The 26,029-nt window shown below is 74.6% G+C and carries 19 protein-coding genes, 1 tRNA gene and 1 pseudogene; 19 read left to right on the top strand and 2 right to left on the bottom strand.

From position 1 onward, the window contains the following. The first annotated feature begins 376 nt into the window (after nucleotides 1–376). The 7 genes and pseudogenes from ssd to ACIRBY_RS12050 form a co-directional block, all read left to right on the top strand. Nucleotides 377–1,549, top strand: a complete 1,173-nt coding sequence (gene ssd, locus ACIRBY_RS12080) for a septum site-determining protein Ssd (protein WP_403899743.1) — start codon at nucleotides 377–379, stop codon at nucleotides 1,547–1,549. Further along, nucleotides 1,546–2,694, top strand: a complete 1,149-nt coding sequence (locus tag ACIRBY_RS12075) for a TadA family conjugal transfer-associated ATPase (RefSeq protein WP_403899740.1) — start codon at nucleotides 1,546–1,548, stop codon at nucleotides 2,692–2,694. Before ssd ends, ACIRBY_RS12075 begins: the two co-directional genes overlap by 4 nt. Beyond that, nucleotides 2,691–3,575: a type II secretion system F family protein gene (locus ACIRBY_RS12070; protein ID WP_403899737.1), complete on the top strand. Its 885-nt coding sequence runs from the start codon at nucleotides 2,691–2,693 to the stop codon at nucleotides 3,573–3,575. The genes ACIRBY_RS12075 and ACIRBY_RS12070 overlap by 4 nt, the downstream gene beginning before the upstream one ends. Beyond that, on the top strand, nucleotides 3,572–4,354 hold the full coding sequence (locus tag ACIRBY_RS12065) for a type II secretion system F family protein (protein WP_403899734.1): 783 nt from the start codon (nucleotides 3,572–3,574) through the stop codon (nucleotides 4,352–4,354). Before ACIRBY_RS12070 ends, ACIRBY_RS12065 begins: the two co-directional genes overlap by 4 nt. 87 nt (nucleotides 4,355–4,441) lie before the next feature. Beyond that, the gene (locus tag ACIRBY_RS12060) at nucleotides 4,442–4,639 is read left to right on the top strand and encodes a DUF4244 domain-containing protein (protein WP_403899731.1); all 198 of its coding nucleotides are present in this window, start codon (nucleotides 4,442–4,444) and stop codon (nucleotides 4,637–4,639) included. A 49-nt stretch (nucleotides 4,640–4,688) separates the two neighbouring features. Then, the gene (locus tag ACIRBY_RS12055; RefSeq protein ID WP_403899728.1) at nucleotides 4,689–5,018 is read left to right on the top strand and encodes a TadE family type IV pilus minor pilin; all 330 of its coding nucleotides are present in this window, start codon (nucleotides 4,689–4,691) and stop codon (nucleotides 5,016–5,018) included. After that, nucleotides 5,015–5,275, top strand: a pseudogene (locus tag ACIRBY_RS12050) (Rv3654c family TadE-like protein); the annotation flags it as partial. The gene ACIRBY_RS12055 and the pseudogene ACIRBY_RS12050, both read left to right, overlap by 4 nt. Before the next feature lie 102 nt (nucleotides 5,276–5,377). On the opposite strand, the gene ACIRBY_RS12045 reads toward ACIRBY_RS12050, so the two are convergent. Continuing rightward, a complete protein-coding gene (locus ACIRBY_RS12045; protein ID WP_403899725.1) occupies nucleotides 5,378–7,825 on the bottom strand; it encodes a DEAD/DEAH box helicase in 2,448 nt (815 codons plus the stop codon). Nucleotides 7,826–7,905: 80 nt separating this feature from the next. Here ACIRBY_RS12045 and bldG point away from each other — a divergent pair, with 80 nt between their 5' ends. The 11 genes from bldG to ACIRBY_RS11990 all read left to right on the top strand — a co-directional run bounded on the left by bldG (nucleotide 7,906) and on the right by ACIRBY_RS11990 (nucleotide 23,900). Next, entirely contained in the window at nucleotides 7,906–8,247 is a 342-nt protein-coding gene (gene bldG, locus ACIRBY_RS12040; RefSeq protein WP_049716377.1) for an anti-sigma factor antagonist BldG, read from the top strand. 116 nt (nucleotides 8,248–8,363) lie between these two features. After that, entirely contained in the window at nucleotides 8,364–8,804 is a 441-nt protein-coding gene (locus ACIRBY_RS12035) for an ATP-binding protein (RefSeq protein WP_403899721.1), read from the top strand. Between the two features lie 256 nt (nucleotides 8,805–9,060). Further along, nucleotides 9,061–11,466 carry a sodium-translocating pyrophosphatase gene (locus tag ACIRBY_RS12030; RefSeq protein WP_403899718.1) on the top strand — a complete coding sequence of 802 codons (2,406 nt, stop codon included), beginning with the start codon at nucleotides 9,061–9,063 and terminating at the stop codon, nucleotides 11,464–11,466. Between the two features lie 170 nt (nucleotides 11,467–11,636). Next, nucleotides 11,637–12,191, top strand: a complete 555-nt coding sequence (locus tag ACIRBY_RS12025) for a small secreted protein (RefSeq protein WP_403899715.1) — start codon at nucleotides 11,637–11,639, stop codon at nucleotides 12,189–12,191. Between the two features lie 175 nt (nucleotides 12,192–12,366). Next, on the top strand, nucleotides 12,367–13,881 hold the full coding sequence (locus ACIRBY_RS12020) for a methyltransferase (RefSeq protein ID WP_403899712.1): 1,515 nt from the start codon (nucleotides 12,367–12,369) through the stop codon (nucleotides 13,879–13,881). A gap of 139 nt (nucleotides 13,882–14,020) precedes the next feature. Continuing rightward, nucleotides 14,021–14,218 carry a hypothetical protein gene (locus ACIRBY_RS12015; RefSeq protein WP_403899709.1) on the top strand — a complete coding sequence of 66 codons (198 nt, stop codon included), beginning with the start codon at nucleotides 14,021–14,023 and terminating at the stop codon, nucleotides 14,216–14,218. A 267-nt stretch (nucleotides 14,219–14,485) separates the two neighbouring features. Then, nucleotides 14,486–17,326 carry a type I DNA topoisomerase gene (gene topA, locus ACIRBY_RS12010; protein ID WP_403899706.1) on the top strand — a complete coding sequence of 947 codons (2,841 nt, stop codon included), beginning with the start codon at nucleotides 14,486–14,488 and terminating at the stop codon, nucleotides 17,324–17,326. Between the two features lie 150 nt (nucleotides 17,327–17,476). Next, a complete protein-coding gene (gene tmk / locus ACIRBY_RS12005; protein WP_403899703.1) occupies nucleotides 17,477–20,716 on the top strand; it encodes a dTMP kinase in 3,240 nt (1,079 codons plus the stop codon). 109 nt (nucleotides 20,717–20,825) lie between these two features. Then, a complete protein-coding gene (locus tag ACIRBY_RS12000) occupies nucleotides 20,826–22,037 on the top strand; it encodes a DNA polymerase III subunit delta' (RefSeq protein ID WP_403899700.1) in 1,212 nt (403 codons plus the stop codon). 143 nt (nucleotides 22,038–22,180) lie between these two features. After that, nucleotides 22,181–23,716, top strand: coding sequence for an alpha/beta hydrolase (locus tag ACIRBY_RS11995; RefSeq protein WP_403899698.1), 1,536 nt, complete (start codon nucleotides 22,181–22,183; stop codon nucleotides 23,714–23,716). A 107-nt stretch (nucleotides 23,717–23,823) separates the two neighbouring features. Beyond that, nucleotides 23,824–23,900: transfer RNA gene (locus ACIRBY_RS11990), tRNA-Thr, on the top strand. Between the two features lie 138 nt (nucleotides 23,901–24,038). On the opposite strand, the gene ACIRBY_RS11985 is transcribed toward ACIRBY_RS11990, so the two are convergent. After that, nucleotides 24,039–24,173, bottom strand: coding sequence for a hypothetical protein (locus ACIRBY_RS11985; protein ID WP_403899695.1), 135 nt, complete (start codon nucleotides 24,171–24,173; stop codon nucleotides 24,039–24,041). 1,291 nt (nucleotides 24,174–25,464) lie between these two features. Between ACIRBY_RS11985 and ACIRBY_RS11980 the strand changes: the two genes are divergently transcribed. After that, the gene (locus ACIRBY_RS11980; RefSeq protein ID WP_403899693.1) at nucleotides 25,465–25,980 is read left to right on the top strand and encodes a SigE family RNA polymerase sigma factor; all 516 of its coding nucleotides are present in this window, start codon (nucleotides 25,465–25,467) and stop codon (nucleotides 25,978–25,980) included. The last annotated feature ends 49 nt before the right edge of the window (nucleotides 25,981–26,029 follow it).

The following is a 26,029-nucleotide window of genomic DNA, read 5'->3' as shown; positions in this document are numbered from 1 at the left end:
CCGTGGGGACGACCCCCGCTCTCCCCCCCGGCGGGGGTCGTCGCATGTCCGGACGCGGTTCGCGCCCCACATCCCCTGTCTTCGACGGCCATCCTCCCGGCCCTTCCGCTTCGGCGGGCCCGCCCGGCGCAGGCCCTCACACCCTCCGACGCGTCACGCTGCGTAGTCGTTCCGGCGCACTCCGGAACTCACTCGCCGGGGTGGAGAAGATATTCACAAGTGCCTTCTTGTCCACAGTTTTCCAGCAAGATCCACTTCTTTTTCCCGATCCCTGCACCGTGATTCCAGCCGCGAAGTCCGCGGCGTGTGGATTTGCAGCGAGAAGGGGGCGGAGATCGTGGCTGGATCGAAGTCGTGTGAAGCGCCGGCGTCCGTCGTGGCGGGTGGGAGCGGGCCGTCCGCCCGGGCCGCGGGAGCCGGGCCGGCGGGCGGGCGACCGCTGATCATCACCGAGGACCCGCTGCTGCTCGACGACCTGTTGCGGCTGTGCGCCGCCGCGGGCGCCGAGCCGTATGTGCACCACGCGGTGCCGGAGCGGAGCGGGGCCGGGGACGGGGACGGCCGGGCCGAGGGGGACGGTGCGGGCGCCGCCGGGCCCCGCGCGGGCGCCGGCTGGGACACCGCCCCGCTGGTCCTGGTCGGGGACGACGCCGCGCGGCGGGTCCGCGGGGCGCCGCGCCGGGACGGGGTCCTCCTCGTCGGCCGGGACCTCGACGACCCGTTCGTGTGGCAGCGGGCGGTGGGGATCGGCGCCGAGGAGGTGCTTCGGCTGCCCGACGCCGAGAACCGGCTCGTCGACCGCCTCGCCGACGTCGTCGAAGGGGCCGGACGGCCCGCCCTCACCGTCGGGGTCATCGGCGGCAGCGGCGGGGCCGGGGCCTCCACCCTCGCCTGCGCCCTCGCGCTGAGGGCCGCCCGCGCCGGGGAGCGCACCATCCTCGTCGACGGGGACCCCCTCGGCGGGGGCATGGACGTCCTGCTCGGCGGGGAGGGGGCCGAGGGGCTGCGCTGGCCCGATTTCGCCGCCTCCCGCGGCCGGGTCGGAGCCGGGGCGCTGGAGGAATCCCTCCCCGAGCTGCACGCGCTGCGGGTGCTGAGCTGGGACCGGGGGGACCGGGTGGTGGTGCCGCCCGCCGCGATGCGGTCGGTCGTGGCCGCCGCGCGCCGGCGGGGCGGGGTGGTCGTGGTCGACCTGCCCCGCCGGGTGGACGAGGCCGTGGCGGAGGTGCTGGCCCAGCTGGACCTCGTCCTGCTGGTGGTCCCCGGCGAACTGCGGTCGGTGGCCGCGGCCGGGCGGGTCGCCGCCGGGGTGCGGATGGTGGCCCGGGACGTCCGCGTGGTCGTACGGGGCCGCTGTCGACAGGGGCTCGACGCCGAAGCGGTCGCGGGGCTGCTGGGAGCGCCGCTGGCCGGCGAGGTGCCGGTGGAGGTGGGGCTCCCGGGGCGGGTGGCCGAGGGGGAACCCCCAGGGGCCCGGGGCGCGTTGGCCCGGTTCTGCGACGGGTTCTGGCAGCGGGCGCTCGGCTCCGCGCAGGGGGTGCCGGCATGAGCGCGGTGCTGCTGGACGCCGTCCGCCGGCGGCTCGCCGAAAGCGGCGCCGAGCCCACGCCCGCCCGGGTCGCGGCGGCCCTGCGGGCGCAGGGCCGGCTGCTCGGGGACGCGGAAGTGCTGGGTACGGCGGCCGAGTTGCGGTCCGAGCTCGTGGGCGCGGGCCCGTTGGAGCGGCTCCTCGACGACCCCGGGGTGACCGACGTGCTGGTGGCAGCCCCGGACCGGGTGTGGGTGGACCGGGGCGGCGGGCTGGAACTGACGGCGGTGACCTTCCCCGACGCCGAGGCCGTCCGGAGGCTGGCCCAGCGGCTCGCCGCCGTCGCGGGGCGGCGGCTGGACGACGCCCGGCCCTGGGTGGACGCCCGGATGCCGGACGGCACCCGGCTGCACGCCGTCCTTCCGCCGGTGGCCGTCGGGTCGGCGTGCCTGTCGCTGCGGGTGGTGCGGCCGAAGGCGTTCACGCTGGAGGAGCTGGTCGCCGCCGGGACCCTGCCGCCGGGCGGGCAGCGGCTGCTGCGGGCCGTGGTCGAGGCCCGGCTGTCCTTCCTCGTCTCGGGCGGGACGGGCACGGGCAAGACCACCCTCCTCAGCGCCCTGCTCGGACTGGTCGGGCCGGCCGAACGGATCGTGCTGGCAGAGGATTCCGCCGAACTGCGTCCGGACCACCCCCATGTGGTGCGGCTGGAGACGAGGCCCGCCAATCAGGAGGGCGCGGGGCTGGTCACCCTGGCCGACCTGGTGCGGCAGGCCCTGCGGATGCGCCCCGACCGGCTGGTGGTCGGGGAGGTCCGCGGCGCCGAGGTGGCCGATCTGCTGGCCGCCCTGAACACCGGGCACGAAGGGGGCTGCGGCACGGTCCACGCCAACGCCGCCGAGCACGTCCCGGCCCGGCTGGAGGCGCTCGGCACCGCTGCCGGGCTAGACCGGGCCGCCCTGCACAGCCAGGTGGCAGCCGCGCTGACCCTCGTGGTCCATCTGGTCCGGGACCGGTCCGGGCGTCGGCGGGTGGCCGAGGTGCATGTGCTGGAGCGGGATCCGGCCGGGCTGGTGGTGACCGTCCCCGCCCTGCGCTGGGGAGCGCGCGGCTTCGTACGGGAGCGGGGCTGGGAGCGGCTCGGTCCGCTGCTGCGGGGTGCCCGGTGAACGCCGGGGCGCTCGGGTCGGTGCCGGTGTTCGCCGGGGTGCTCTGCGCCGGTGCGGCCGCCTGGGGGCTGGCCGGGGGCGGTGGGTCGACCCGTCGGGTCCGGCTGGTGCTGGCGGGGGGAGTCCCGGCCGTGCCGCGCGGGCCGTCCCCCGGATGGCGGCTGGTGGCCGCGGCGCGGGTGCGGGCCGCCCGGTGGCGGGAGGGGGTGGCGCTCGCGGCCGGTGTGCTGGTCGCCGTCCTCGGCGGGTCGGTGATCCCGCTGGTGCTGGGGGCGGCCTCGGTGCCGCTGCTGCGCCGGTGGCTGCGGGCCCGGGAGCGCGAGCGGGCGCGGGCCGCCCGGGCCGGCGCGGTGGCGGCGCTGTGTGCGGCCGTGGTCGGGGAGCTGAGGGCGGGCGCCCAGCCCGGCCCGGCGCTGACGGCGGCGCTGCGGCGCACGGCGTCTGCTCCGGACGGCCCGGGAGCGGCCGAGACGGCCGTCCTGGCGGCCGCGGCGTTCGGCGGGGACGTGGCCGGCGCCCTGGGTGAGGCGGCGCGGGAGCCGGGCGCGGAGGGGCTGGCCGGGATGGCGGCCTGCTGGCGGGTCTCGGTGGACTGCGGTGCGGGCCTCGCGGCGGGGCTGGACCGGCTGGAGGGCGCCCTGCGGGCCGAGCGGGACCGGAAGGAGTCGCTGCGGGCCCAGCTGGCCGGAGCCAGGTCGACGGCGGTGGTGCTCGCGCTGCTGCCGCTGGTGGGGCTGCTGATGGGGACCGCGCTCGGGGCGGATCCGCTGCGGGTGCTGCTGCACTCCCCGGTGGGGTGGGGCTGCCTGGCGGCGGGCGGGGTGCTGGAGGCGCTGGGGCTGCTGTGGTGCCGGCGGATCGTACGGACGGGGGAGCGGTGAGGGGCGGGCCGGCGGTCCACAGCCTGGGGACGGCGCTGTGCCTGGCGGCGGCGGTGTGGTCCTTGGTCTCGGCGGTGTCGGCGCGGATGGGGCTGCGGGCGGTGCGGCGCAGGCTCGCCGTGGTCATACCGGCGGCGGAGCCCGTGCGGCGCGGGTCGCGGTGGGGGCCCCGGGTGCGGACGGCGGCCGTGGCCTGGGCGGGGCCCGCCGGGGCGCTGCTGGCGGCCTGGGCGCTGGTCGGCGGGGTGTGGGGGCCGGCGGCCGGGTGCGGTGCGGCGGCGGTCGTGCGGTGGTGGTCGCTCCGGCCCCGGCCGCCCGCCGGGGTCGACCCCCGGGAGGCGGAGCGGGAGCTGCCGTTCGCGGCGGACCTGCTGGCCGCCTGCCTGGCGGCGGGCGCGGGGCCGGTGGAGGCGGCCGAGGTGGTGGGGGAGTCGCTGGGCGGGCCGGTGGGCGAGCGGCTGGCGCTCGCGGGGGCGGAGCTGCGGCTCGGCGGTGAGCCGGGCGCGGCGTGGGGGAGCCTGGCGGGGATACCCGGGGCCCGGGGGCTGGCGGAGTGCCTGGAACGCGCCGCGCGGACGGGGGCGCCGGCGGCGGAGCCCGTCTCCCGGCTGGCGGCGGCCCTGAGGGCGGACCGCTCCCGGCGGGCGGCCGCCCGGGCGCAGCGGGCCGCAGTGCTCGTCACCGCGCCGGTGGGGCTGTGCTTCCTCCCCGCGTTCCTCGCGGTCGGGGTGGCGCCGGTGGTGATCGGAATGGCGTCCGGTCTGCTGTCGGCCGGCTGAAATGCCGAAGCCCCCGTGCTCCGCCGTGGAGTTCCGGAATCACAAACCTGAAATCACATCAAGAACGTAATCCCACAGGAGGTTGTCATGAGGATCATCGGGTTTCGTCTGCGGGCGGCTCTGGGGCGCCGCGGGAGCGACGCGGGAATGTCGACGTCGGAATACGCCATGGGCACGATCGCGGCCTGTGCGTTCGCTGCGGTCCTGTACAAGGTGGTGACGAGTGACGTGGTCTCGGCGGCACTCCAGTCGACCATCGGGAAGGCGCTCGATGCGCCCTTCTGAGGGAAAGCGGCCGCCCTTTGCGGACGGGAGATCCGCGGACCGCGGCTACGTGACGGCGGAGGCGGCGCTCGTCATTCCGGCCCTGGTGCTGTTCGCGGCGCTGCTGGTGTGGGCGCTGATGGCGGCGGCCGCGCAGATCCGGTGTGTGGACGCCGCCCGGGCCGGTGCCCGGGCGGCGGCCCGGTCGGAACCGGTCGAGGCGGCGCTGGCTGCGGCCCGGCAGGCGGCCCCGCCGGGGGCGCGGGTGGAGCTGGAGCGGACCGGGGACCTGTGGCAGGTGCGGGTGGCGGCGCCCGCCCCGGGTCCGGCCGGGCTGCCGGTGCGGATCGGGGCGCGGGCGGCGGCCCTGGCCGAGGACAGGATCGGGCCGCCGCCATGAGCCGGGACCGGGGCTCCGCGACGGTGTGGGCCACCGTGGTGGCCACGGCGCTGGTGGCGGTGTTCGGGGGCGTGCTGCTGCTCGGGCAGGCGGTGGTGGCCCGGCACCGGGCGGGCGCCGCGGCCGATCTGGCGGCCCTCGCGGCGGCGGCCACCTGGGCGCACGGCCCGCAGGCCGCCTGCGCGGCGGCCGGGCGGGTGGCGGCGGCCCAGGGGGCGGAGGTGGCCGGGTGCCGCGTCGGGGGCGAGGTGGCCGAGGTCACCGCGGTCGTCCGGTCCGGCCCCTTCGCCCCCGCGGTCCGGGCCCGTGCGGGCCCGCCCCCGGCCCCCGTACCGGCGCCCGCGGGCGGAGGCGGGCCGTCAGGGGGCGGGGGCGAGGAGCCGGGTGAGGAGGCGGATCGCGCCGCGCTTGTGGAGGGGGTCGTTGCCGTTGCCGCACTTGGGGGACTGGATGCAGGAGGGGCAGCCCGCTTCGCACTCGCAGGCGGCGATGGCGTCCCGGGTGGCCGTCAGCCATTCCCGGGCCGTGTGGAAGGCCCGCTCCGCGAAGCCGGCGCCGCCCGGGTGGCCGTCGTAGACGAACACCGTGGGCAGCAGCGTGTCGGGGTGCAGCGGGACGGAGACGCCGCCGATGTCCCAGCGGTCGCAGGTGGCGAAGAGCGGGAGCAGGCCGATGGAGGCGTGCTCGGCGGCGTGCAGGGCGCCGCCGAGGATCTCCGGGCCGATCCGGGCCTCGTCGAGCTGGTCCTCGGTGACCGTCCACCACACGGCCCGGGTGCGCAGGGTGCGCGGCGGCAGGTCCAGCTTGGCCTCGCCGAGCACCTCGCCGGTGATCAGCTTGCGGCGCAGGTAGGACACGACCTGGTTGGTGACCTCGACGGAGCCGAAGCAGAGCCGGGCCGCGCCCCACGGGACCTCCGTCTCGGTCTCCAGGATCGCGATCGAGGTGGTGTCGCGGGCCGTGGTGGAGAAGGGCGGGTCCGCCTCCTCGACCAGGGCCACGGACTCCTCCAGGTCCAGTCGGCGCACCAGGTAGGTGCGGCCCTGGTGGAGGTGGACGGCGCCGTCGTGGACGGCGGTGTGGGAGGCGGACTCGTCGACGGTGCCCAGCAGGCGGCCGGTCGCGGCCTCGACGATCTGGACCGGGCGGCCCCCGCCGCCGCGGATGTCGGCCAGGTCGGAGGCCCGTTCCCGGCGGGTCCAGTGCCAGGCCGCGGTCCGCCGCCGCAGCAGCTTCGCCGCCTCCAGCTGCGGCAGCAGCCCGGCCGCGGCCGGGCCGAAGAGGTCCAGGTCGGCCTCGGTCAGGGGGAGCTCGGCGGCGGCCGCGCACAGGTGCGGGGCCAGCACGTACGGGTTGTCCGGATCCAGCACGGTGGCCTCCACCGGCCGCCGGAAGAGCGCCTCGGGGTGGTGGACCAGGTAGGTGTCCAGGGGATCGTCGCGGGCGATCAGCACGGCCAGGGCGCCCTGCCCCGACCGGCCGGCGCGCCCGGCCTGCTGCCACAGCGAGGACCGGGTGCCCGGATAGCCGGTGATCAGCACGGCGTCCAGGCCGGACACGTCCACGCCGAGCTCCAGGGCCGTGGTGGCGGCCAGCCCGAGCAGTTCCCCGGAGTGCAGGGCCCGCTCCAGGGCGCGGCGCTCCTCGGGCAGGTAGCCGCCCCGGTAGGCCGCGACCCGCCGGGGCAGGGACCGGTCGACCTCGGCCAGCCGTTCCCGGGCGATCACGGAGATCAGCTCGGCCCCGCGCCGGGAGCGCACGAAGGCCACCGTCCGGACCCCCTGGACGACCAGGTCGGTCAGCAGGTCGGCGGTCTCCGCCGTGGCGGTGCGGCGCACCGGGGCGCCCTTCTCGCCCTTGAGCTCGGTCAGCGGCGGCTCCCACAGGGCGAAGACCACCTCGCCGCGCGGCGAGGCGTCGTCGGTGATCCCGGTGACCGGTAGGCCGGTCAGCCGGGAGGCTGCGGCCGCCGGGTCGCCGGCGGTGGCGGAGGCCAGCAGGAACACCGGCTCGGACCCGTAGCGGGCGCACAGCCGGCGCAGCCGCCGCAGCACCTGGGCGACGTGGGAGCCGAATACCCCCCGGTAGCTGTGGCACTCGTCGACGACCACGTAGCGCAGGGCCTTCAGGAAGGAGGACCAGCGGGCGTGGGAGGGCAGTATGCCGCGGTGCAGCATGTCGGGGTTGGTCAGCACGTAGTTGGCGTACTGGCGCACCCACTCGCGTTCCTCCACGGGCGTGTCCCCGTCGTACACGGCCGGTCGCACGGCGTTTCCGAGGGGTGCGGCCAGCTCCCGGACGGCGCGCCGCTGGTCGGCCGCCAGAGCCTTGGTCGGGGCCAGGTAGAGGGCGGTCGCACCCCGCCCGTTCGGCGCCTCGGCGCCGTCGGCGAGGGCGGACAGCACGGGGGCCAGGTAGGCCAGCGACTTGCCCGAGGCGGTTCCGGTCGCGACGACGACCGACTCGCCGTCCAGGGCGTGCTCGGCGGCGGCCGCCTGGTGTTCCCACGGGTGTTCGATTCCCGCGGCCCGGATCGCCGCCACCACATCCGTTCGGACGCGGTGCGGCCAGACCGCATGACGGCCCTCCCGAGGGGGCAAGTGCTCCGTATGGGTGATGCGCGCAGCTCGGGAAGGCCCCCGTGACAGGCGGTCCAGAACGGCGCCGGGGGTGGGTCGTGGGTCCTCCGGTGCCGTGGCCGGACCGGGGCGGTGAGTGTTGGCCATTGGAACCGAGTGTGTCACCGGCGTGCGGGACAATGGACTCAAGGCGTCGTGCGCGCCTGCCGGTAAGTGATTGAATGCCATCGCGGCAGCCGATCCCTCCCCTACCTTCGGGTGGGAGGCCCCTGGGGGGCGCCGCTCGATAGCAAGGTGCTGGAGGATCCGTGGACCTGTCCCTGTCGACTCGCACTGTCGGCGACCGCACGGTCGTAGAGGTCGGTGGCGAGATTGATGTGTATACCGCGCCCAAGCTGCGCGAGCAGTTGGTGGAGTTGGTGAACGACGGCAGCTACCACCTGGTTGTCGACATGGAGCGAGTGGACTTCCTCGACTCCACCGGCCTCGGTGTGCTCGTGGGAGGCCTCAAGCGCGTCCGCGCGCACGAGGGCTCGCTGCGTCTGGTCTGCAACCAGGAGCGCATCCTGAAGATCTTCCGGATCACCGGTCTGACGAAGGTGTTCCCGATCCACACCTCTGTGGACGACGCCGTCAGCGCCACCGACTGACGGCTCCCGGCGAGCGCCGCCTCGGCGGCGCGGGAGCCGATGAGGAGCAGGGGGTACCGGACCACGGGTGGTCCGGGCCCCTGTCAAGGCACGCCTGTAGTCCGAGGGGGACGAACATGGCCACCGTTGAACTGCGCTTCAGTGCCCAGCCCGAACACGTCCGCACGGCCCGCCTGGTCGCGGCCGCCGTGGCGCGCCGGGCCGGGGTGGAGGAAGCCGTCCTCGACGAGGTCCGCCTCGCCGTGGGTGAGGCCTGTTCCCGTGCCGTCGGACTGCACCGCAGCAACGGGCTGACCGCGCCCGTCCGGGTGGTGCTGATCGAGGAGGAGAAGCAGTTCTCCATCGAGGTCGGCGACCAGGTGCCCGGGCCGGGTGGCGGCTCGTCCGAGCCGGTGGCCGGCATGGACGCGGCCCTGGACCCCGATGCCGACGGCGAGGACGAGATGGGGCTCGCGGTGATCAGCGGGCTCGTCGACGACGTCTCGGTGACCAGTGGGGAATCGGGCGGAACGATCCGCATGCGCTGGCCCGTCTCCGGCGTCGCCGATCTTCCGTAAGGCCCGCCCGTCCTATCTTCCGATCTTTATCAAGGCCCTGCTGAGCAGGGCCTTTTTCATTTCCCGGGAAATCCTCTAGATCGCTGAACGGCCGTCAATGGCTTTGTCCCATTACTTCTTTCGGGGGTAAAGGAGTGACGCGATCTATTGCTGAGGAGCGAGAGCACGCCAATTCCGTTTCACGCCCACTGTTTTGATCGGGTCGCGCTCCCTACAATCCGTCCACATCTTGAGCTCATCACGTCAAGGAGGACGAATGACGGGGCTCTTCACCCCCAATGCCGCGGTTCCCGCCGATGATCTGGCGGCCGCAGTACTCACCGATGACAACCGGCTCATCGTGTTCGTCATCGCGGGCATCGCACTGGCCGCCCTCGTCGTCGCGCAGGTCCTGGTCCGCCAGGTCCTCGCGGCCGACGAGGGCACCGGAAACATGAAGGAGATCGCCGCGGCGGTGCAGGAGGGCGCGAACGCCTACCTGGGCCGCCAGTTGCGCACCCTCGGCATCTTCGCCGTCGTGGTCTTCTTCCTGCTCTTCCTGCTCCCCGCCGACGACTGGACGCAGCGCTCCGGGCGCTCCGCCTTCTTCCTCGTCGGCGCCCTCTTCTCGGCCACGACCGGCTACATCGGCATGCGCCTCGCGGTCCGCGCCAACGTCCGCGTCGCCGCTGCCGCCCGCGAGGCCACCCCCGCCGAGGGCGAGCCCGCCAAGGACCTGACCGAAGTGGCCCACAAGGCCATGAAGATCGCCTTCCGCACCGGTGGCGTGGTCGGCATGTTCACCGTCGGCCTCGGCCTGCTCGGCGCCTCCTGCGTCGTGCTCGTCTACGCCGCCGACGCCCCCAAGGTCCTGGAGGGATTCGGCCTCGGCGCCGCGCTCATCGCGATGTTCATGCGCGTCGGCGGCGGCATCTTCACCAAGGCCGCCGACGTGGGCGCCGACCTGGTCGGCAAGGTCGAGCAGGGCATTCCGGAGGACGATCCGCGCAATGCCGCGACCATCGCCGACAACGTGGGCGACAACGTCGGCGACTGCGCGGGGATGGCGGCCGACCTCTTCGAGTCGTACGCCGTCACCCTCGTGGCCGCCCTCATCCTGGGCAAGGCCGCCTTCGGCGACCTCGGCCTCGCCTTCCCGCTGATCGTGCCGGCCATCGGCGTCGTCACCGCCATGATCGGCATCTTCGCCGTGGCCCCCCGCCGCGCCGACCGCAGCGGGATGACCGCGATCAACCGCGGCTTCTTCATCTCCGCCCTGATCTCCCTGGTGCTCGTCGGCGCCGCCGTCTACGCCTACCTGCCGGCCACCTACAAGGAGCTCGCCGGGGTCGAGGACCCCGCGATCCTGGCCCACTCCGGGGACCCGCGCGTCCTGGCCGTGGTCGCCGTCGCCATCGGCATCGTGCTCGCGGCCCTGATCCAGCAGCTCACCGGCTACTTCACCGAGACCAGCCGCCGCCCCGTCCGGGACATCGGCAAGACCTCGCTGACCGGCCCCGCCACGGTCGTCCTCGCCGGCATCTCCGTCGGCCTGGAGTCCGCCGTCTACACGGCGCTGCTCATCGGCCTCGGCGTCTACGGGGCCTTCCTGCTCGGCGGCACGTCGATCATGCTCGCGCTCTTCGCGGTGGCCCTGGCCGGCACCGGCCTGCTCACCACCGTCGGCGTCATCGTCGCGATGGACACCTTCGGACCGGTCTCCGACAACGCCCAGGGCATCGCGGAGATGTCCGGCGACGTCGAGGGCGCGGGCGCCCAAGTCCTCACCGACCTCGACGCCGTCGGCAACACCACCAAGGCCATCACCAAGGGCATCGCGATCGCCACCGCGGTCCTGGCCGCCGCCGCGCTCTTCGGCTCGTACAACGACGCCATCACCAACGCGGTCAGGACGGTCGGCGCCAAGGCCGGGGAGATGAACCTCAGCCTCGCCATCGCCCAGCCCAACAACCTGGTCGGCCTGATCCTGGGCGCGGCCGTCGTGTTCCTGTTCTCGGGCCTGGCCATCAACGCCGTGTCCCGCTCCGCGGGCGCCGTCGTCTACGAGGTGCGCCGCCAGTTCCGCGAACACCCCGGGATCATGGACTACACGGAGAAGCCCGAGTACGGGCGCGTCGTGGACATCTGCACCAAGGACGCCCTGCGCGAACTGGCCACGCCCGGCCTGCTCGCGGTGCTCACCCCGATCGCCGTCGGCTTCACCCTCGGCGTCGGCGCGCTCGGCTCCTTCCTCGCGGGCGCCATCGGCTGCGGCACCCTGATGGCGGTGTTCCTCGCCAACTCCGGCGGTGCCTGGGACAACGCGAAGAAGCTCGTGGAGGACGGCCACCACGGCGGCAAGGGCAGCGAGGCCCACGCCGCGGTCGTCATCGGCGACACGGTCGGCGACCCGTTCAAGGACACCGCCGGCCCGGCCATCAACCCGCTCCTGAAGGTCATGAACCTGGTGGCCCTGCTGATCGCCCCGGCCGTCGTGCAGTTCAGCTACGGCGAGGACACCAGCGCGGTCGTACGGGCCGTCGTCGCCGCGATCGCGCTCCTGATCATCGTCGGCGCGGTGTACGCGTCCAAGCGGCGCGGCATCGCCGTCGGCGACGACGAGGGCGCCAACGCGACCGCGGAGCGCGTGGGCAAGCCGGCGGACCCGGCGCCCGTCTCCTGACCCCGCGGACCCCTTGAGGGCGGTCCGCGGCCCCTTGGGCCGACCGGCCCGGGGATGCGCCCGAACGGCGGACGGGCGGCGCGTACTGACGCGCCGTCCGTCCGCCTTTCTGCGTGCTCGGATGGCGGGCGTGTATCTTCCGGCCGAGAGCCTTCGAAGGGACCAATCCGGTGAACAAGAAGCTTGCGACCGCGGTGTCCTGCGGTGCGGTACTGATGCTCGTGCTGTCCGGCTGCGGCGGTGACGACGGCGGCGACAAGAAGGCCGACGCCTGGGCCAAGAAGGTCTGCGACAAGTGGGAGCCCGAGCTCACCAAGATCAAGACGACCAATGACGAGCTGAAGCGGGTCGCCTCGCAGAGCAGCAAGCCCGAGGAGGTCCAGAAGACCGACTCGGCCGCCTTCCAGTCGCTGTCCGACTCGTACAAGAGCATGGCGGGCTCCCTGACGGCGGCCGGCACGGCCCCGGTCACGGACGGCAAGACCGCCCAGGACTCGGTGGTGAAGAGCTACGGCGAGATCTCCAAGGGCTACACCGATCTCAAGACGAAGATCGACGCGCTGGACCCCAAGGACCAGGCCAAGTTCGCGGAGGGCCTCCAGCAGGTCGCGGGCGGCCTCACGGAGGTCGCGGCCAACGAGACCGCGAGCAAGGAGAAGCTCAACTCGACGGGCCTCAAGGTGATCTACACCCAGAAGGGCTGCCAGGTCTCGGCGCCCAAGTGACCGCCCCCGCGCGGTGCGCGGGCGGGCGCACGCCGTCCGCGGCGGCCGGCATCCCGGACGGGCCCGGCCGCCGCGCCCCGCGCGGCCCCGGCCGGACCGTCCCGCGGGCCCCCGGACGCCCCGTCGCGCCCCGCGCTTCGCACGGATCGCCGGTGCCAGCGGCCACAATGGACGCGTGAGTACCACCAGCCTCCCCAAGCCCGACCGCGCCGCCGAGCTCCGCGAAGCCTTCCTCGCCGCCGGTTTCACCGCCGACGGGCTGCTCGACCTGCTCGGCGCCCCCGCCTACGCCGCGCTCGCCCGCAGCGAGACGGTCCCCGCCCTGCGCGCCACCCGCAGCCACGGCGACGGCCCCCTCGCCACGCTGGTCCGGATGTTCCTCCTGCAGTGCCCCGTGCCCCACGTGCACGCCGCTCAGGCGCTGCCCCTGGAGGCCGCGCTCGCCGACGGCTGGCTGCGGCGGGAGGGCGACGAGGTGCACGCCACGGTCGACGTGCGCCCGTACGGCGGCCCCGACGGCGAGGACTGGTTCATCGTCTCCGACCTCGGCTGCGCCGTCGGCGGGGCCGGCGGCATCGGCAGCCGCGAGGAGGGCGTCGTCCTCGGCGTCGGCGGCGCCTCCACCACCCTGGCCGGGATCACCGTCCGCGTCCCCGTCGGATCCGCCCTCGACCTGGGCACCGGATCGGGGATCCAGGCGCTGCACGCCGCCCAGCACGCCACCCGCGTCACCGCCACCGACGTCAACCCGCGCGCCCTGGAATTCACCCGGTTGACGCTGGCGCTCTCCGGGGCCCCGGAGGCCGAGCTGCTCGCCGGGTCCCTGTTCGAGCCCGTCGGCGACGCGACGTACGACCTGATCGTGTCCAACCCGCCCTTCGTCATCTCCCCCGGGGCCCGGCTCACGTACCGGGACGGCGGGATGGGCGGCGACGACCTGTGCCGCACCCTGGTCCGGCAGGCGGGGGAGCACCTCAACCCGGGCGGCTTCGCCCAGTTCCTCGGCAACTGGCAGCACGTCGAGGGCGAGGACTGGCACGACCGCGTCCGCTCCTGGGTGCCGCGCGGCTGCGACGCGTGGATCGTGCAGCGCGACGTCCAGGACGTGACGCAGTACGCGGAGCTGTGGCTGCGCGACGCCGGCGACCACCGCACCGAGCCGGCCGAGTACGCGGCGCGCTACGAGGACTGGCTCGACGAGTTCGAGTCCCGCAAGACCAAGGCCGTCGGCTTCGGCTGGATCACGCTGCGCCGCACCGACGCGGCCGAGCCCTCGATCGTGGTCGAGGAGTGGCCGCACACGGTGGAACAGCCGCTCGGCGAGACCGTCCTGGCGCACTTCGCCCGCCAGGACTACCTGCGCGAGCACGACGACGCCGCCCTGCTGGCCGGATACTTCCGGCTGACCGAGGAGGTCGTCCAGGAGCAGGTCGGCGCGCCCGGCGCGGAGGACCCCGAGCACGTGGTGCTCCGGCAGAACCGCGGGATGCGCCGGGCCACCAAGGTGGACACCGTCGGCGCGGGCTTCGCCGGCGTCTGCGACGGCTCGCTCAGCGCGGGCCGGATCCTCGACGCGATCGCACAGCTGGTCGAGGAGGACCCGGTCCTGCTGCGCGACCGGACCCCGGAGGCGATCCGGATGCTGGTCGAGCAGGGCTTCCTGGAGCCCGTCCGGGAGCAGGGCCGGTAGCCGCGCCGGGGCCGCCGCGCCGGGCGAACCCGTGATGTAACCCGGGGTTCGCCCGCCGTATCCCCACGGGTGGCAGGCTCCCGTGCAGCGGGGGATTCGGGGGGATCCCCCGGGCGGCCCGGGGTGAAGGGGGAACGGTATGGAACGCGGTCCGGCGGTCTTCGCGGCGGGCGTGTTCCTGCTGTTCGGGGCCGCTCTCCTCGTCTGGACGGGGGCGCGCGCCAGCCGTCGCGCGCCGGTGGCCGAAGGCGTGCGCCCCGCGGTGGCCGTACCGCTCGCCCTGGTCGCCGGCGCGGGGTCGCTGGCCCTGGGAGTCTGGTGCCTCCAGCGGTTCTGAGGCGCGGACCGGCGATGATCTCCACGGGGGTGTGAAACCCGACGTCGCGGCGGGTGCGGGGAGGGGGCCAGACGGCCCCCGGGCCACCCGGCCCGGTGACCGGGAGGGGTCCGGCGCGGCATCCGGGCGGCAGAAATGGCACTTGTCGGGTTACCGTTCGAGTGGCCGTTGCGGGCTTGTGCCGTTTGACACGGGGGCGGGTTGTACCGTCACACTCCGCAGCGTCGCCGTACCGCGACCGAGTGCCGACCGGAGAGAAGAGCCAAGTTGTCCCCGACTAGCGAGACCGCACAGGGCGGCCGCCGACTCGTCATCGTCGAGTCCCCTGCCAAGGCGAAGACGATCAAGGGCTACCTCGGCCCTGGGTACGTCGTCGAGGCGAGCGTCGGGCACATCCGCGACCTCCCGAACGGGGCCGCCGAGGTCCCCGACAAGTACACGGGCGAGGTCCGCCGTCTCGGCGTGGACGTCGAGCACGACTTCGCGCCGATCTACGTCGTCAACGCCGACAAGAAGGCCCAGGTCAGGAAGCTCAAGGACCTGCTGGCCGAGTCCGACGAACTCTTCCTCGCCACCGATGAGGACCGCGAGGGCGAAGCCATCGCGTGGCACCTCCAGGAAGTCCTCAAGCCCAAGGTCCCCGTCCACCGGATGGTCTTCCACGAGATCACCAAGGACGCCATCCGGGACGCCGTCGCCAACCCGCGCGAGCTGAACCAGCGGATGGTCGACGCCCAGGAGACCCGCCGCATCCTCGACCGCCTCTACGGCTACGAGGTCTCGCCGGTCCTGTGGAAGAAGGTCATGCCGCGGCTGTCGGCCGGCCGCGTCCAGTCCGTGGCCACCCGCCTCGTCGTCGAGCGCGAGCGCGAGCGCATCGCCTTCCGCTCCGCCGAGTACTGGGACCTGACCGGCACCTTCGGCACCGGCCGCGCCGGCGACGCCTCCGACCCGTCGTCGCTGGTCGCCCGCCTGAACACGGTCGACGGCAAGCGCGTCGCGCAGGGCCGCGACTTCGGCCCGAACGGGCAGCTCAAGGGCGAGGTGCTGCACCTCGACGAGGCCGGCGCGCGGGCGCTCGCCGCCGCGCTCCAGGGCGCCGACTTCTCCGTCCGCTCGGTCGAGTCCAAGCCGTACCGCCGCTCCCCGTACGCCCCCTTCCGCACGACGACCCTCCAGCAGGAGGCCTCGCGCAAGCTGGGCTTCGGCGCGAAGGCGACGATGCAGGTGGCGCAGAAGCTGTACGAGAACGGCTTCATCACCTACATGCGTACGGACTCCACCACGCTCTCCGACACCGCGGTGGCGGCGGCGCGGGCGCAGGTCACCCAGCTCTACGGGGCCGACTACCTGCCGGAGAAGCCGCGCGTCTACGCCGGCAAGGTCAAGAACGCGCAGGAGGCGCACGAGGCGATCCGGCCTTCGGGTGATCGTTTCCGCACCCCGGCCGAGACGGGCCTGACCGGCGACCAGTTCCGCCTGTACGAGCTGATCTGGAAGCGGACCGTCGCCTCCCAGATGAAGGACGCCACCGGCAACTCGGTCACCGTGAAGATCGGCGGCCGCGCCTCCGACGGGCGGGACGCCGAGTTCAGCGCCTCCGGCAAGACGATCACCTTCCACGGCTTCATGAAGGCCTACGTCGAGGGCGCCGACGACCCGAACGCCGAGCTCGACGACCGCGAGCGCCGGCTGCCCCAGGTCGCCGAGGGCGACGCGCTGACCGCCGAGGAGATCACCGCCGACGGCCACGCGACCAAGCCCCCGGCCCGCTACACCGAGGCCTCGCTGGTCAAGGAGCTGGAGGAGCGGGAGATCGGCCGCCCGTCGACGTACGCGTCGATCATCGGCACCATCCTCGACCGCGGCTACGTCTTCAAGAAGGGCACGGCGCTCGTCCCCTCGTTCCTGTCCTTCGCCGTCGTGAACCTGCTGGAGACCCACTTCGGCCGGCTCGTCGACTACGACTTCACCGCCAAGATGGAGGACGACCTCGACCGCATCGCGCGTGGCGAGGCCCAGTCCGTGCCGTGGCTGAAGCGGTTCTACTTCGGCTCCGAGAGCGCCTCCGAGGTCGTCCCGGCCGACGGCGACCACCTCGGCGGCCTGAAGGAGCTGGTCACGGACCTCGGCGCGATCGACGCCCGGGAGATCTCCTCCTTCCCCGTCGGCGACGGCATCGTGCTGCGCGTCGGCCGCTACGGCCCGTACGTGGAGAAGGGCGAGAAGGACGCGGAGGGCCACCAGCGGGCCGACGTCCCCGACGACCTCGCCCCGGACGAGCTCACGATCGCGTATGCGCAGGAACTGCTCGCCGCGCCGAGCGGGGACTTCCAGCTGGGCAAGGACCCCGTCAGCGGCAACGAGATCGTCGCCAAGGCCGGCCGCTACGGGCCGTACGTGACGGAGGTGCTGCCCGAGGGCACCCCGAAGACCGGCAAGAACGCGGTCAAGCCGCGGACGGCCTCGCTCTTCAAGAGCATGTCCCTGGACACGGTCACCCTCGAGGACGCCCTGCGGCTGATGTCGCTGCCGCGCGTCGTCGGCGCGGACGCGGAGGGCGTGGAGATCACGGCCCAGAACGGCCGCTACGGCCCGTACCTGAAGAAGGGCACGGACTCGCGGTCCCTGGAGACCGAGGACCAGCTCTTCTCGATCACGCTGGACGAGGCGCTCGCGATCTACGCGCAGCCGAAGCAGCGGGGCCGGGCCGCGGCCAAGCCGCCGCTGAAGGAGCTGGGCACCGACCCGGTCAGCGAGAAGCCGGTGGTCGTCAAGGACGGCCGCTTCGGCCCGTACGTGACGGACGGCGAGACGAACGCGACGCTGCGGCGGGACGACGACGTCGAGACGATCACGCCGGAGCGGGGCTACGAGCTGCTCGCGGAGAAGCGGGCCAAGGGGCCGGCCAAGAAGACCGCGAAGAAGGCCCCCGCGAAGAAGGCCCCCGCGAAGAAGGCGCCGGCGAAGAAGGCGACGACGGCCGCGGCCAAGAAGACGGCCGCGAAGAAGACGACGGCTTCGGCGGCCAAGAAGACGGCGGCGAAGAAGACGACGACGGCCGCCGCCGCGAAGAAGGCGGCCGCCGCGGCCCCGGCGGACGAGTAGGCGCCCCGCCCCGTCCTCCTCCCCCGGCCACCACCGGGGGAGGAGGACGGGACCGGCTCCGCGCGCCGCCCCGGAAGGTGGGTCCTGGGTCACATGCGGCGCCGTCCACAGGCCACGGCGACGGCCCATCGCAGCGGATAGGCTGGGCGGATGACGCGAGCCGAGCAGCCACCGGTCGTGACCGCCTCCGAGAACCCCGCCTACGACGAAGCCCTAGCCGCGGACTCCCGCGAGCGAGCGGTGCGCGCCCTGCTGCGCACGCCCGGGCTGCGCCGGCTGTGGAGCGCCCAGCTGGTGAGCGGCATCGGCGACGCCCTCGCCCTGCTGGTCCTCGTCCTGCTGACGCTCCAGGCGACCGTCACGACCACCACCGGCGGCCTCTTCGGCACCGGTTACCGGGGTGCGGCCCTCGCCGTCGCCACCGTCTTCGCGGTGCGCGTCCTCGCCACCGTCCTGTTCGGCGCGGTCCTGCTCGGACCGCTCGCCCGGTTCACCGCCCCCGGCGGGAAGCTGGACCGGCGCTGGACGATGGTCGGCGCGGACGGGCTGCGGATCGTCCTGTTCGTCGTCGCCCCGCTGTGGCTGGACTGGATCCCGGCGCACGCCACGATCGCCCTGCTGGCCACCGTCTTCGTCTCCGGCGCCGCCGAGCGCGTGTGGACCGTGGCCAAGGAGAACGCCGCGCCCGCGCTGCTGCCCGCGACGCCGCCGGAGGGGGCGACCGTCCGCCCGCTCCCGGACCACCTCGACGCCCTGCGCCGCCTCAGCCTGCGCACGGCCTTCGCGGCGATGCCCGCCGCGGCCGCCGCCCTGCTCGTCGCGACCCTGGTCGGCCGGGCGCTGGGCCTGGGCGTGGACTGGTTCGCCGTGAACCAGTCGGCGCTGGGGTCGTACGTCGCCGCCGGCCTGTTCGCCGCGTCCGTCTCGCTGCTGCTGCCGCTGGCGCTGCCCGCGGTCAAGACCTCGCGGCCGCGCTCCCCGCTGGAGGGGCTGCGGCCCCCCCGGGCGGGCGAGCGGACCGAGAAGGGCCGTACCGGCGCGATCCCGCTCCTCGTGCTGGCCTGCGCCGCCGTGTCCGGGGCCGTGGCCTGCGCCGCCTCCGTCTCCGTACTGCACGCCTTCGACCTGGGCGGCGGACCGTCCTCGTACGCCCTGATGGTGCTCGCCCTCGTCGGCGGCACCGGCGTCGGGATCCGTGCCTCCCAGGCCGGCAAGGCGCTGCCCGGGCTGTCCCGGCGCCGGCTGCTGGCCCTGGCCATGGCGGTCACCGGGCTGGCGCTGCTGCTGAGCGGGCTGGTCCGGGACACGGCGACCGTGCTGTTCCTGGCGCTCCTCGCGGGCACCGCCGCCGGCGTCGCCGCCAACACCGGCCACACGCTGCTCGACCAGGAGACCGAGGAGTTCCGCCGGGCCCGGGTCACCGAGCACCTCCAGGCCGTGGTCCGGGTGGCCGTAGCCGTCGGTGCGGTGGCCGCCCCCCTGCTGGCCGCCGCGATCGGCCCGCACCGGCTGGACGCCGGCCGGATCGTCCTCACGCACGGCGGCGCGGCCTACACCCTGATGCTGGTCGGCGCGCTGCTGCTGCCCGCCGCCGTCGTGGTCCTCACCAAGGCCGACGACCGCGGCGGCGTACCGCTGCGCCGCGACCTGCGCGACGCGCTGCGCGGCGGGGAGCCCGTACAGGCCCCGTCCGCGACCGGGTTCTTCATCGCCCTGGAGGGCGGCGACGGCGCCGGCAAGTCCACCCAGGTCGAGGCGCTGGCCGACTGGATACGGAGCAAGGGCCACGAGGTCGTCGTGACCCGGGAGCCGGGCGCCACCCCGGTCGGCAAGCGGCTCCGCTCGATCCTGCTCGACGTCTCCTCCGCCGGGCTGTCCAACCGCGCCGAGGCGCTCCTGTACGCCGCCGACCGCGCGGAGCACGTCGACACGGTCGTGCGGCCCGCCCTGGAGCGGGGCGCGGTGGTCATCTCCGACCGCTACATCGACTCCTCGGTCGCCTACCAGGGCGCCGGGCGCGACCTGTCCCCGACCGAGATCGCCCGGATCTCGCGCTGGGCCACGGACGGCCTGGTCCCGAACCTGACCGTGCTGCTCGACGTGTCCCCCGAGACCGCCCGGGAGCGGTTCACCGAGGCGCCCGACCGGCTGGAGTCCGAGCCGACCGAGTTCCACCAGCGGGTGCGGGCCGGCTTCCTGACGCTCGCCGCCGCCGACCCGGGGCGCTACCTGGTGGTCGACGCCGGCCAGGACCCCGGCTCCGTGACCACCGTCGTCCGCCACCGGCTGGACCGGATGCTCCCGCTGTCGGAGGCGGAGGTCGCCGCGCAGCTGGAGGCCCGCCGCCTCGCCGAGGAGGAGGCCCGGCGCAGGGCCGAGGAGGAGGCCGCCCGCAAGGCGGAGGAGGCCCGGCTGAAGGCCGAGGAGGAGGCCCGCCTGGCCCGGGAGGCCGAGGAGGCCCGGATCAGGGCCGAGGAAGAGGCCGCCGAGGCCCGGCGCAAGGCCGAGGAGGAGGCGGCGGAGGCCCGCCGTCTCGCCGAGGAGGAGGCAGCCGAAGCACGCCGCATCGCCGAGGTGGAGGCCGCCCGCAGGGCGGAGGAGGCCCGGCGCAAGGCCGAGGAGGCCCGGATCAGGGCCGAGGAGGAGGCCCGGGCCCGGGCCGAGGCCGAGCGGCTGCGGGCGGAGGCCGAGGAGCGGGCCCTGGCCGCCGAGCGGGAGCGGATCCGGCTCCAGGAGGCGGAGGAGGCCCGGCTGCGCGCCGAGGCGGAGGAGCGCCGGCTGGAGAAGCAGCGGCGGGCCGAGGAGGCCCTGCTGCGCGCCGAGGAGGCCCGCAAGCTCGCGGAGGCCTCGGCCGCCGCTGCCGCTGCTGCCGCGCCGAAGGCTCCCCAGGCCCCCGCGCCCAAGGTCGTGATGAGCAAGGACCCGCTGCCGGCGGACGAGGCCGTCACCGTCGAGACGCCGGTGGTGCGCCGGTTCGTGCAGCCCGACGACGTGACCCAGACGGTCCCGGTGCCCAAGATCGACCCGTCCGCGGCGCGCGCGGCGGAGGAGACGGCGGTCCTGCCCGCCGTACGGCCCGACGGCCGGGCCCCCGCCGCCCCGGGCGGCCGGACCCGCCCGGCGGAGCGGCCGACCGCCCCGCACACGCAGGAGCCCCCGGCCGACCGGGTCCCGCCGGAGATCTTCCGGGACTCGGCGAACGACGTGACCCGCGAGCTCCCCGTCTTCGACGAGGACGGCCGACCGCGCGGGACCGCGCCCGAGCGCGCCGGTGCGGCCCCGGCGGACGACCAGCCGACCCTCGCGGACGAGCTGCTGGGCCCGCGCCCGGACGACGGGGACGACCGCGGCGACGCGGGCGGCCGCAGCGGCCGGCGCCGGCGCCGCTGACCCGGCGGGCGGGCGCTCCCGGCGCCGGGGACGGATTGTCGGCGGCGCGCGCCACAATGTGAGCAGACGGGTGCGCGGCATCCACGGACGGTGAAAGGCGGTGGGCGGGATGCCCGTGTGGGACGACCTGGTGGGACAGGAGCGCGTGCACGCGCAGCTGGCCGCCGCCGCCCGCGACGCCGACGCCCTGGTCACGGCCGCGGCCGAGGGCGAACCGCCGCCCCCCGGCTCCAAGATGACCCACGCCTGGCTGTTCACCGGCCCGCCCGGATCCGGGCGGGCGACCGCCGCCCGCGCCTTCGCGGCGGCCCTGCAGTGCGTCAGCCCGGACCGCGCCCTCGGCGGCGAACCGGGCTGCGGGTTCTGCGACGGCTGCCACACCACCATGGCCGGGACCCACGCCGACGTGGAGGTCGTCCGCACCGACCTCCTGTCGATCGGCGTGAAGGAGACCCGCGACCTGGTCCGCCGGGCCCAGCTCTCGCCGGCCGTGGGCCGCTGGCAGGTCATCGTCCTGGAGGACGCCGACCGGCTCACCGAGGGCGCGGGCAACGTCCTGCTCAAGGCCGTGGAGGAACCCGCCCCGCGGACCGTGTGGCTGCTGTGCGCGCCCTCCCTGGAGGACGTGCTGCCCACCATCCGCTCCCGCTGCCGGCACCTCACCCTGACCACCCCGTCCGTGGCGGCGGTGGCCGAGGTGCTGGTGCGCCGCGACGGCGTCGAGCCGGCCGCCGCCGCGGCCGCCGCCCGCGCGACCCAGGGACACATCGACCGGGCGCGCCGGCTCGCCACCGACGAGGCCGCCCGCTCCCGCCGCGCCGCCGTGCTGAAGCTCCCCCTGCGGGTGGACGACGTGGGCGGCTGCCTCAAGGCCGCGCAGGAGCTCGTCGACGCCGCCGCGGAGGACGCCAAGCAGGTCGCCGAGGAGGTCGACGCGAAGGAGACCGAGGAGCTGAGGGCGGCCCTCGGCGCCGGAGCGGGTGCCGGAGGCCGGCTGCCGCGCGGTACGGCCGGCGTGATGAAGGAGCTCGAGGACCGCCAGAAGCGCCGCCGCACCCGCACCCAGCGCGACAGCCTCGACCTCGCCCTCACCGACCTGACCGGCTTCTACCGGGACGTCCTGGCCCTCCAGCTGGGCTCGGCCCTGGCCATCGCCAACGAGGACATACGCCCCGACCTCGACCGGATCGCCCGCGCCTCGGGCCCCGAGCGGACGCTGCGGCGCATCGAGGCGATCATCGCCTGCCGCGGGGCCCTCGACCGGAACGTGGCCCCGCTCCTGGCGGTGGAGGCCATGACGATGGCGCTGCGCGCCGGCTGACCGGTTCACCCGTACGAGCGATCCCGGGCCGCGGGCCCGGCGGACGGTACGGTCGCCGCACCCGGGGCGGGTCCCCGGTCGGCGGTCGGCCGCCCGGCGCGCGGCCGACGGACAGGCGCCCCGGCAGGACGTACGCTCGCCGCATGGACACCAGGCGACTGCTGCGCACCACCGGGATCGTGATCGCAGCCGCCGGGCTGCTGCTCTCCGGCTGCACTTCCGGCAGTCCGGACGTGGCCTCCGCCTCGGCCGATCCGTCCTCGGTGCCCGCCGGGCTGCGCCCGTACTACGAGCAGAAGCTGACCTGGCGCGACTGCGGTGTCCAGGGGTTCCAGTGCTCCACGATGAAGGCGCCGCTGGACTACGCGAACCCGGGCTCCGGCCAGGACGTGGACATCGCGGTGGCCCGCCGGACGGCGACCGGGCCGGGCAAGAAGCTCGGCTCCCTCGTGGTCAACCCGGGTGGTCCCGGCGGTTCCGGCATCGGCTACCTCCAGGCGTACGCCGGCATCGGCTACCCGGCGCCGGTCCGCGCCCGCTACGACATGGTCTCCTTCGACCCGCGCGGGGTGGCCCGCAGCAGCCCCGTGGAATGCCTGAGCGGCCCGGCGATGGACCGTTTCACCCAGGTGGACCAGACGCCGGACGACCAGGAGGAACGGGCCCGGCTCGTGGCGGCGTTCAAGGAGTTCGCGGCGGGCTGCGAGCAGCGCTCCGCGCGGGTCCTGCCGCACGTCTCCACCGTGGACGCCGCCCGCGACATGGACATCCTGCGGGCGGTCCTGGGCGACGGGAAGCTGAACTACGTCGGCGCCTCGTACGGCACCTTCCTCGGCGCGACGTACGCGGACCTCTTCCCCGGCCGGGTGGGCCGGCTGGTCCTGGACGGGGCGATGGACCCCTCGCGGCCGGCGCTCGACCTCAACCGCGACCAGACGGCGGGCTTCGACACGGCCTTCCGCTCCTTCGCCAAGGACTGCGCCCAGCAGGCCGACTGCCCGCTGGGGCAGGGCGGGCCGGAGGCGCAGGGCCAGCGCCTGAAGGACTTCTTCCGCAAGCTGGACGCCCAGCCGGTCCCCTCCGGCGACCCGGCCCGCCCGCTGGGCGAGGCCCTCGCGACGACGGGCGCGATCGCGGCGCTGTACGACGAGAGCGCCTGGCCGCAGCTGCGCCAGGCCCTCACGGACGCGATGAACGGGGACGGCGCCGGCCTGCTGTCCCTCGCCGACAGCTACTACGAGCGCGAGGCGGACGGGAAGTACGCCAACCTCATGTTCGCCAACGCCGCCGTGAACTGCCTCGACCAGCCCCCGGCCTTCAGCGGCCCGCAGGCGGTGGACGCCGCCCTGCCCTCCTTCGAGAAGGCCTCGCCGGTCTTCGGCGCGGGGCTGGCGTGGGCCTCGCTGAACTGCACGTACTGGCCGGTCAAGGCCACCGGCACGGCCAAGCGCCTGGAGGCCAAGGGCGCGGCCCCGATCGTGGTGGTCGGCACGACCCGCGACCCGGCGACCCCGTACAAGTGGGCCCAGGCCCTGGCGGAGCAGCTCGACTCGGGCACCCTCCTCACGTACGACGGCGACGGCCACACGGCGTACGGCCGGGGCAGCGACTGCATCGACACCGCGATCAACCGCTACCTCCTGGAAGGCCAGGCCCCACCCGCCGGCAAGCGCTGCTGACGCCGGCGGTCGACCCTGGTTCGGGGCATCGGGTTCGACCCTGTAGACTTGGCGACGCTGCTGATGAGAGGCTCCCTCCGGGGAATTTTTCTCGTCTTCCCAGCGGTGCCGCCTTAGCTCAGTTGGCCAGAGCAACGCACTCGTAATGCGTAGGTCTCGGGTTCGAATCCCGAAGGCGGCTCCATGGAAGCCCCAGGACTCACTCACGTGACCTGGGGCTTTTGCTTTTCGCTCCGTGGAAGGGCAGGTGGCGTGCCCCGGATTCCGGTGTCCGTCGCCTGGTACGCCGACCGGGCTCGGCGGCCGGGTCGAGCACGGCGGGTCAGTGCTCGATCCCGGAGGACTTCGGCGTGATCTGGGGTGGTGCGGGCTCGCTCACTCGGTGGCCGGTGAGGACGCTGCGGGGCGCGCGCATGACGCCGTGGCCCAGGTTCACGCCGGGTACGAAGGCACTCATGTGCGCCCTCCGCTTCGCCTCGGCGGTCGTGGGGTTCAGCTCCTCGTAGGAGTTGGCCGTCGACAGCCGGTCGACGATCGCCGCATGGGCCTGCTTCCGGTCCTCGGGGACCGATGGCGTGCAGCTTCATGGCGAATTCCTCGGGGGACCTCCCGGGGGCGTCGTCCCCCATGCGCAGCTGGCAGCGGATGGGGGGATCGGCCATGAACGCGGTGATGTCGGGCGGAAGGTGCGCGTGCTGAGGCAACGGCGTCGCGAACCTGATGCCCTCCTTGCCGACGGCGGTGTTCCTGAGGAGCGCCGGTATCTCGGTCTTGCCGAGGACCGAGTCCGCGGTGATGTCGGCGGCGAACCCGATCACGAGCCCCTCGGTCGCGATGGCGTACCGGTCCGAGAGGGTGCCCCAGGCGGCACCGTGAGCGGCGTCCGGCTCCTCCGGATCGAGCGTCGACAGGTGGTCGCCGTACAGCCTGCGGGCCACCGCGGCCCCGGACTGCCTGTCACGTGGTTCCGCCGCGGCATGTTCCTGCTGGAGGGCGAAGGCCCGGGCTGTCTCCTCCGGGGTCGGAGGAGCGTCGGGGTCCACGGGTTCCTCCGTGAACCTTCAGGGGCATTCACGGTCAACTGGATCCGAGAACCGCCCGGCGCGTCAGTGGCCCACGCTGTGAACGACACCGACTGCGCCAGCACGATGAAGGCCTGCCCGGGGTGGTCACCCACCGGCTTCCAGTACGCCATCCGGTAGGGGGTGCGGGTCTCGAGGCGGTATGCACGGCTCTCCCAGAACGCCGGTTCCATCGGCTCCGGGAAGTCCGGTGCATCCCAGGGGCCGGTCCATACCGCAGGCCCCAGCACACTCTCGGCCGCCTTGACGAAGTCGGGCCATTCGTCGGCCGCGCAGGTCAAGAGACCGGGGTTCTCGGTCGCCTCGTCTGCCTTGAGGTGCCACGCCCAGTGGGTCAGACGGCGTACGGGATGCCAGTTGCCACCCGCTTCGAAGGTCCACCTGCCGCCGGCCCCGCTGCGCACCGCCAGGTCCTGGGCCGTGCGGCCCGATGTCTCCGTCAGCATCGTCTCAAGCTCCTCGCCCGGGTTGTGTGCGGGCACCATGGCATGCCGTCAGCACAGGGCGATCTCCGGTATCGGCAGGCAGACGGCCGGCGCGCCCATGACGCCGCGGAGCCGTCGGCCGGCTCGGTGAAACGCGGCGACGGCATGCGCGCGAACCCGGCTGAAACATTCCGGCACCGCCATCGCGTCGAAGGAGTGAGACGGACACGAGGGGGAGTGGATGCGGCAGGGGCGCAGGGACGGGTTCCGGGAGTTCGCGGCGGGCCGGTCGGGGCCTTTGTACCGGTCGGCGTGCCTGCTGGCGAGCGGCGACGTCCACCTGGCGGAGGACCTGGTGCAGGAGACCCTGGGGCGGATGTACCTGCTCTGGGGCAGGATCTCCCGCATCGACAATCCCGCCGCGTACGCGCAGACCGTACTCGTACGGTCCTTCCTGACGCACCAGCGGCGCCGCTCGGCGGGGGAGCGCCCGGTCGGGGAGTTCCCCGAGTCGGGGGCCCCGGAGGCCGGCGCCGCCGACCCGGAGCTGCGGGTGACCCTGCTGCAGGCGCTGGGGCAGCTGGCCCCGAAGGACCGGGCGGTGCTGGTGCTGCGGTACTGGGAGGACCGCAGCGTCGAGGAGACCGCCGAGGCGATGAACGTCAGCTCGGCGGCGGTCCGCACCCGGACCACGCGGGCGCTGACCCGGCTGCGCGGGCAACTGGGCGGCTCGCTGTCCGAGTTGGTCGGCCGCTGAGCGCCGCGGGTCCCTTCGCGACGCCCCCTCTCGATGTCATTCCTCGTTC

Source organism: Streptomyces sp. NPDC096136, assembly GCF_044763325.1.
In the GTDB taxonomy this organism is placed as follows: Bacteria; Actinomycetota; Actinomycetes; order Streptomycetales; family Streptomycetaceae; genus Streptomyces.
Note: the sequence above shows the minus strand (reverse complement) of the source record. Positions and strands in the feature narration are given on the sequence as shown.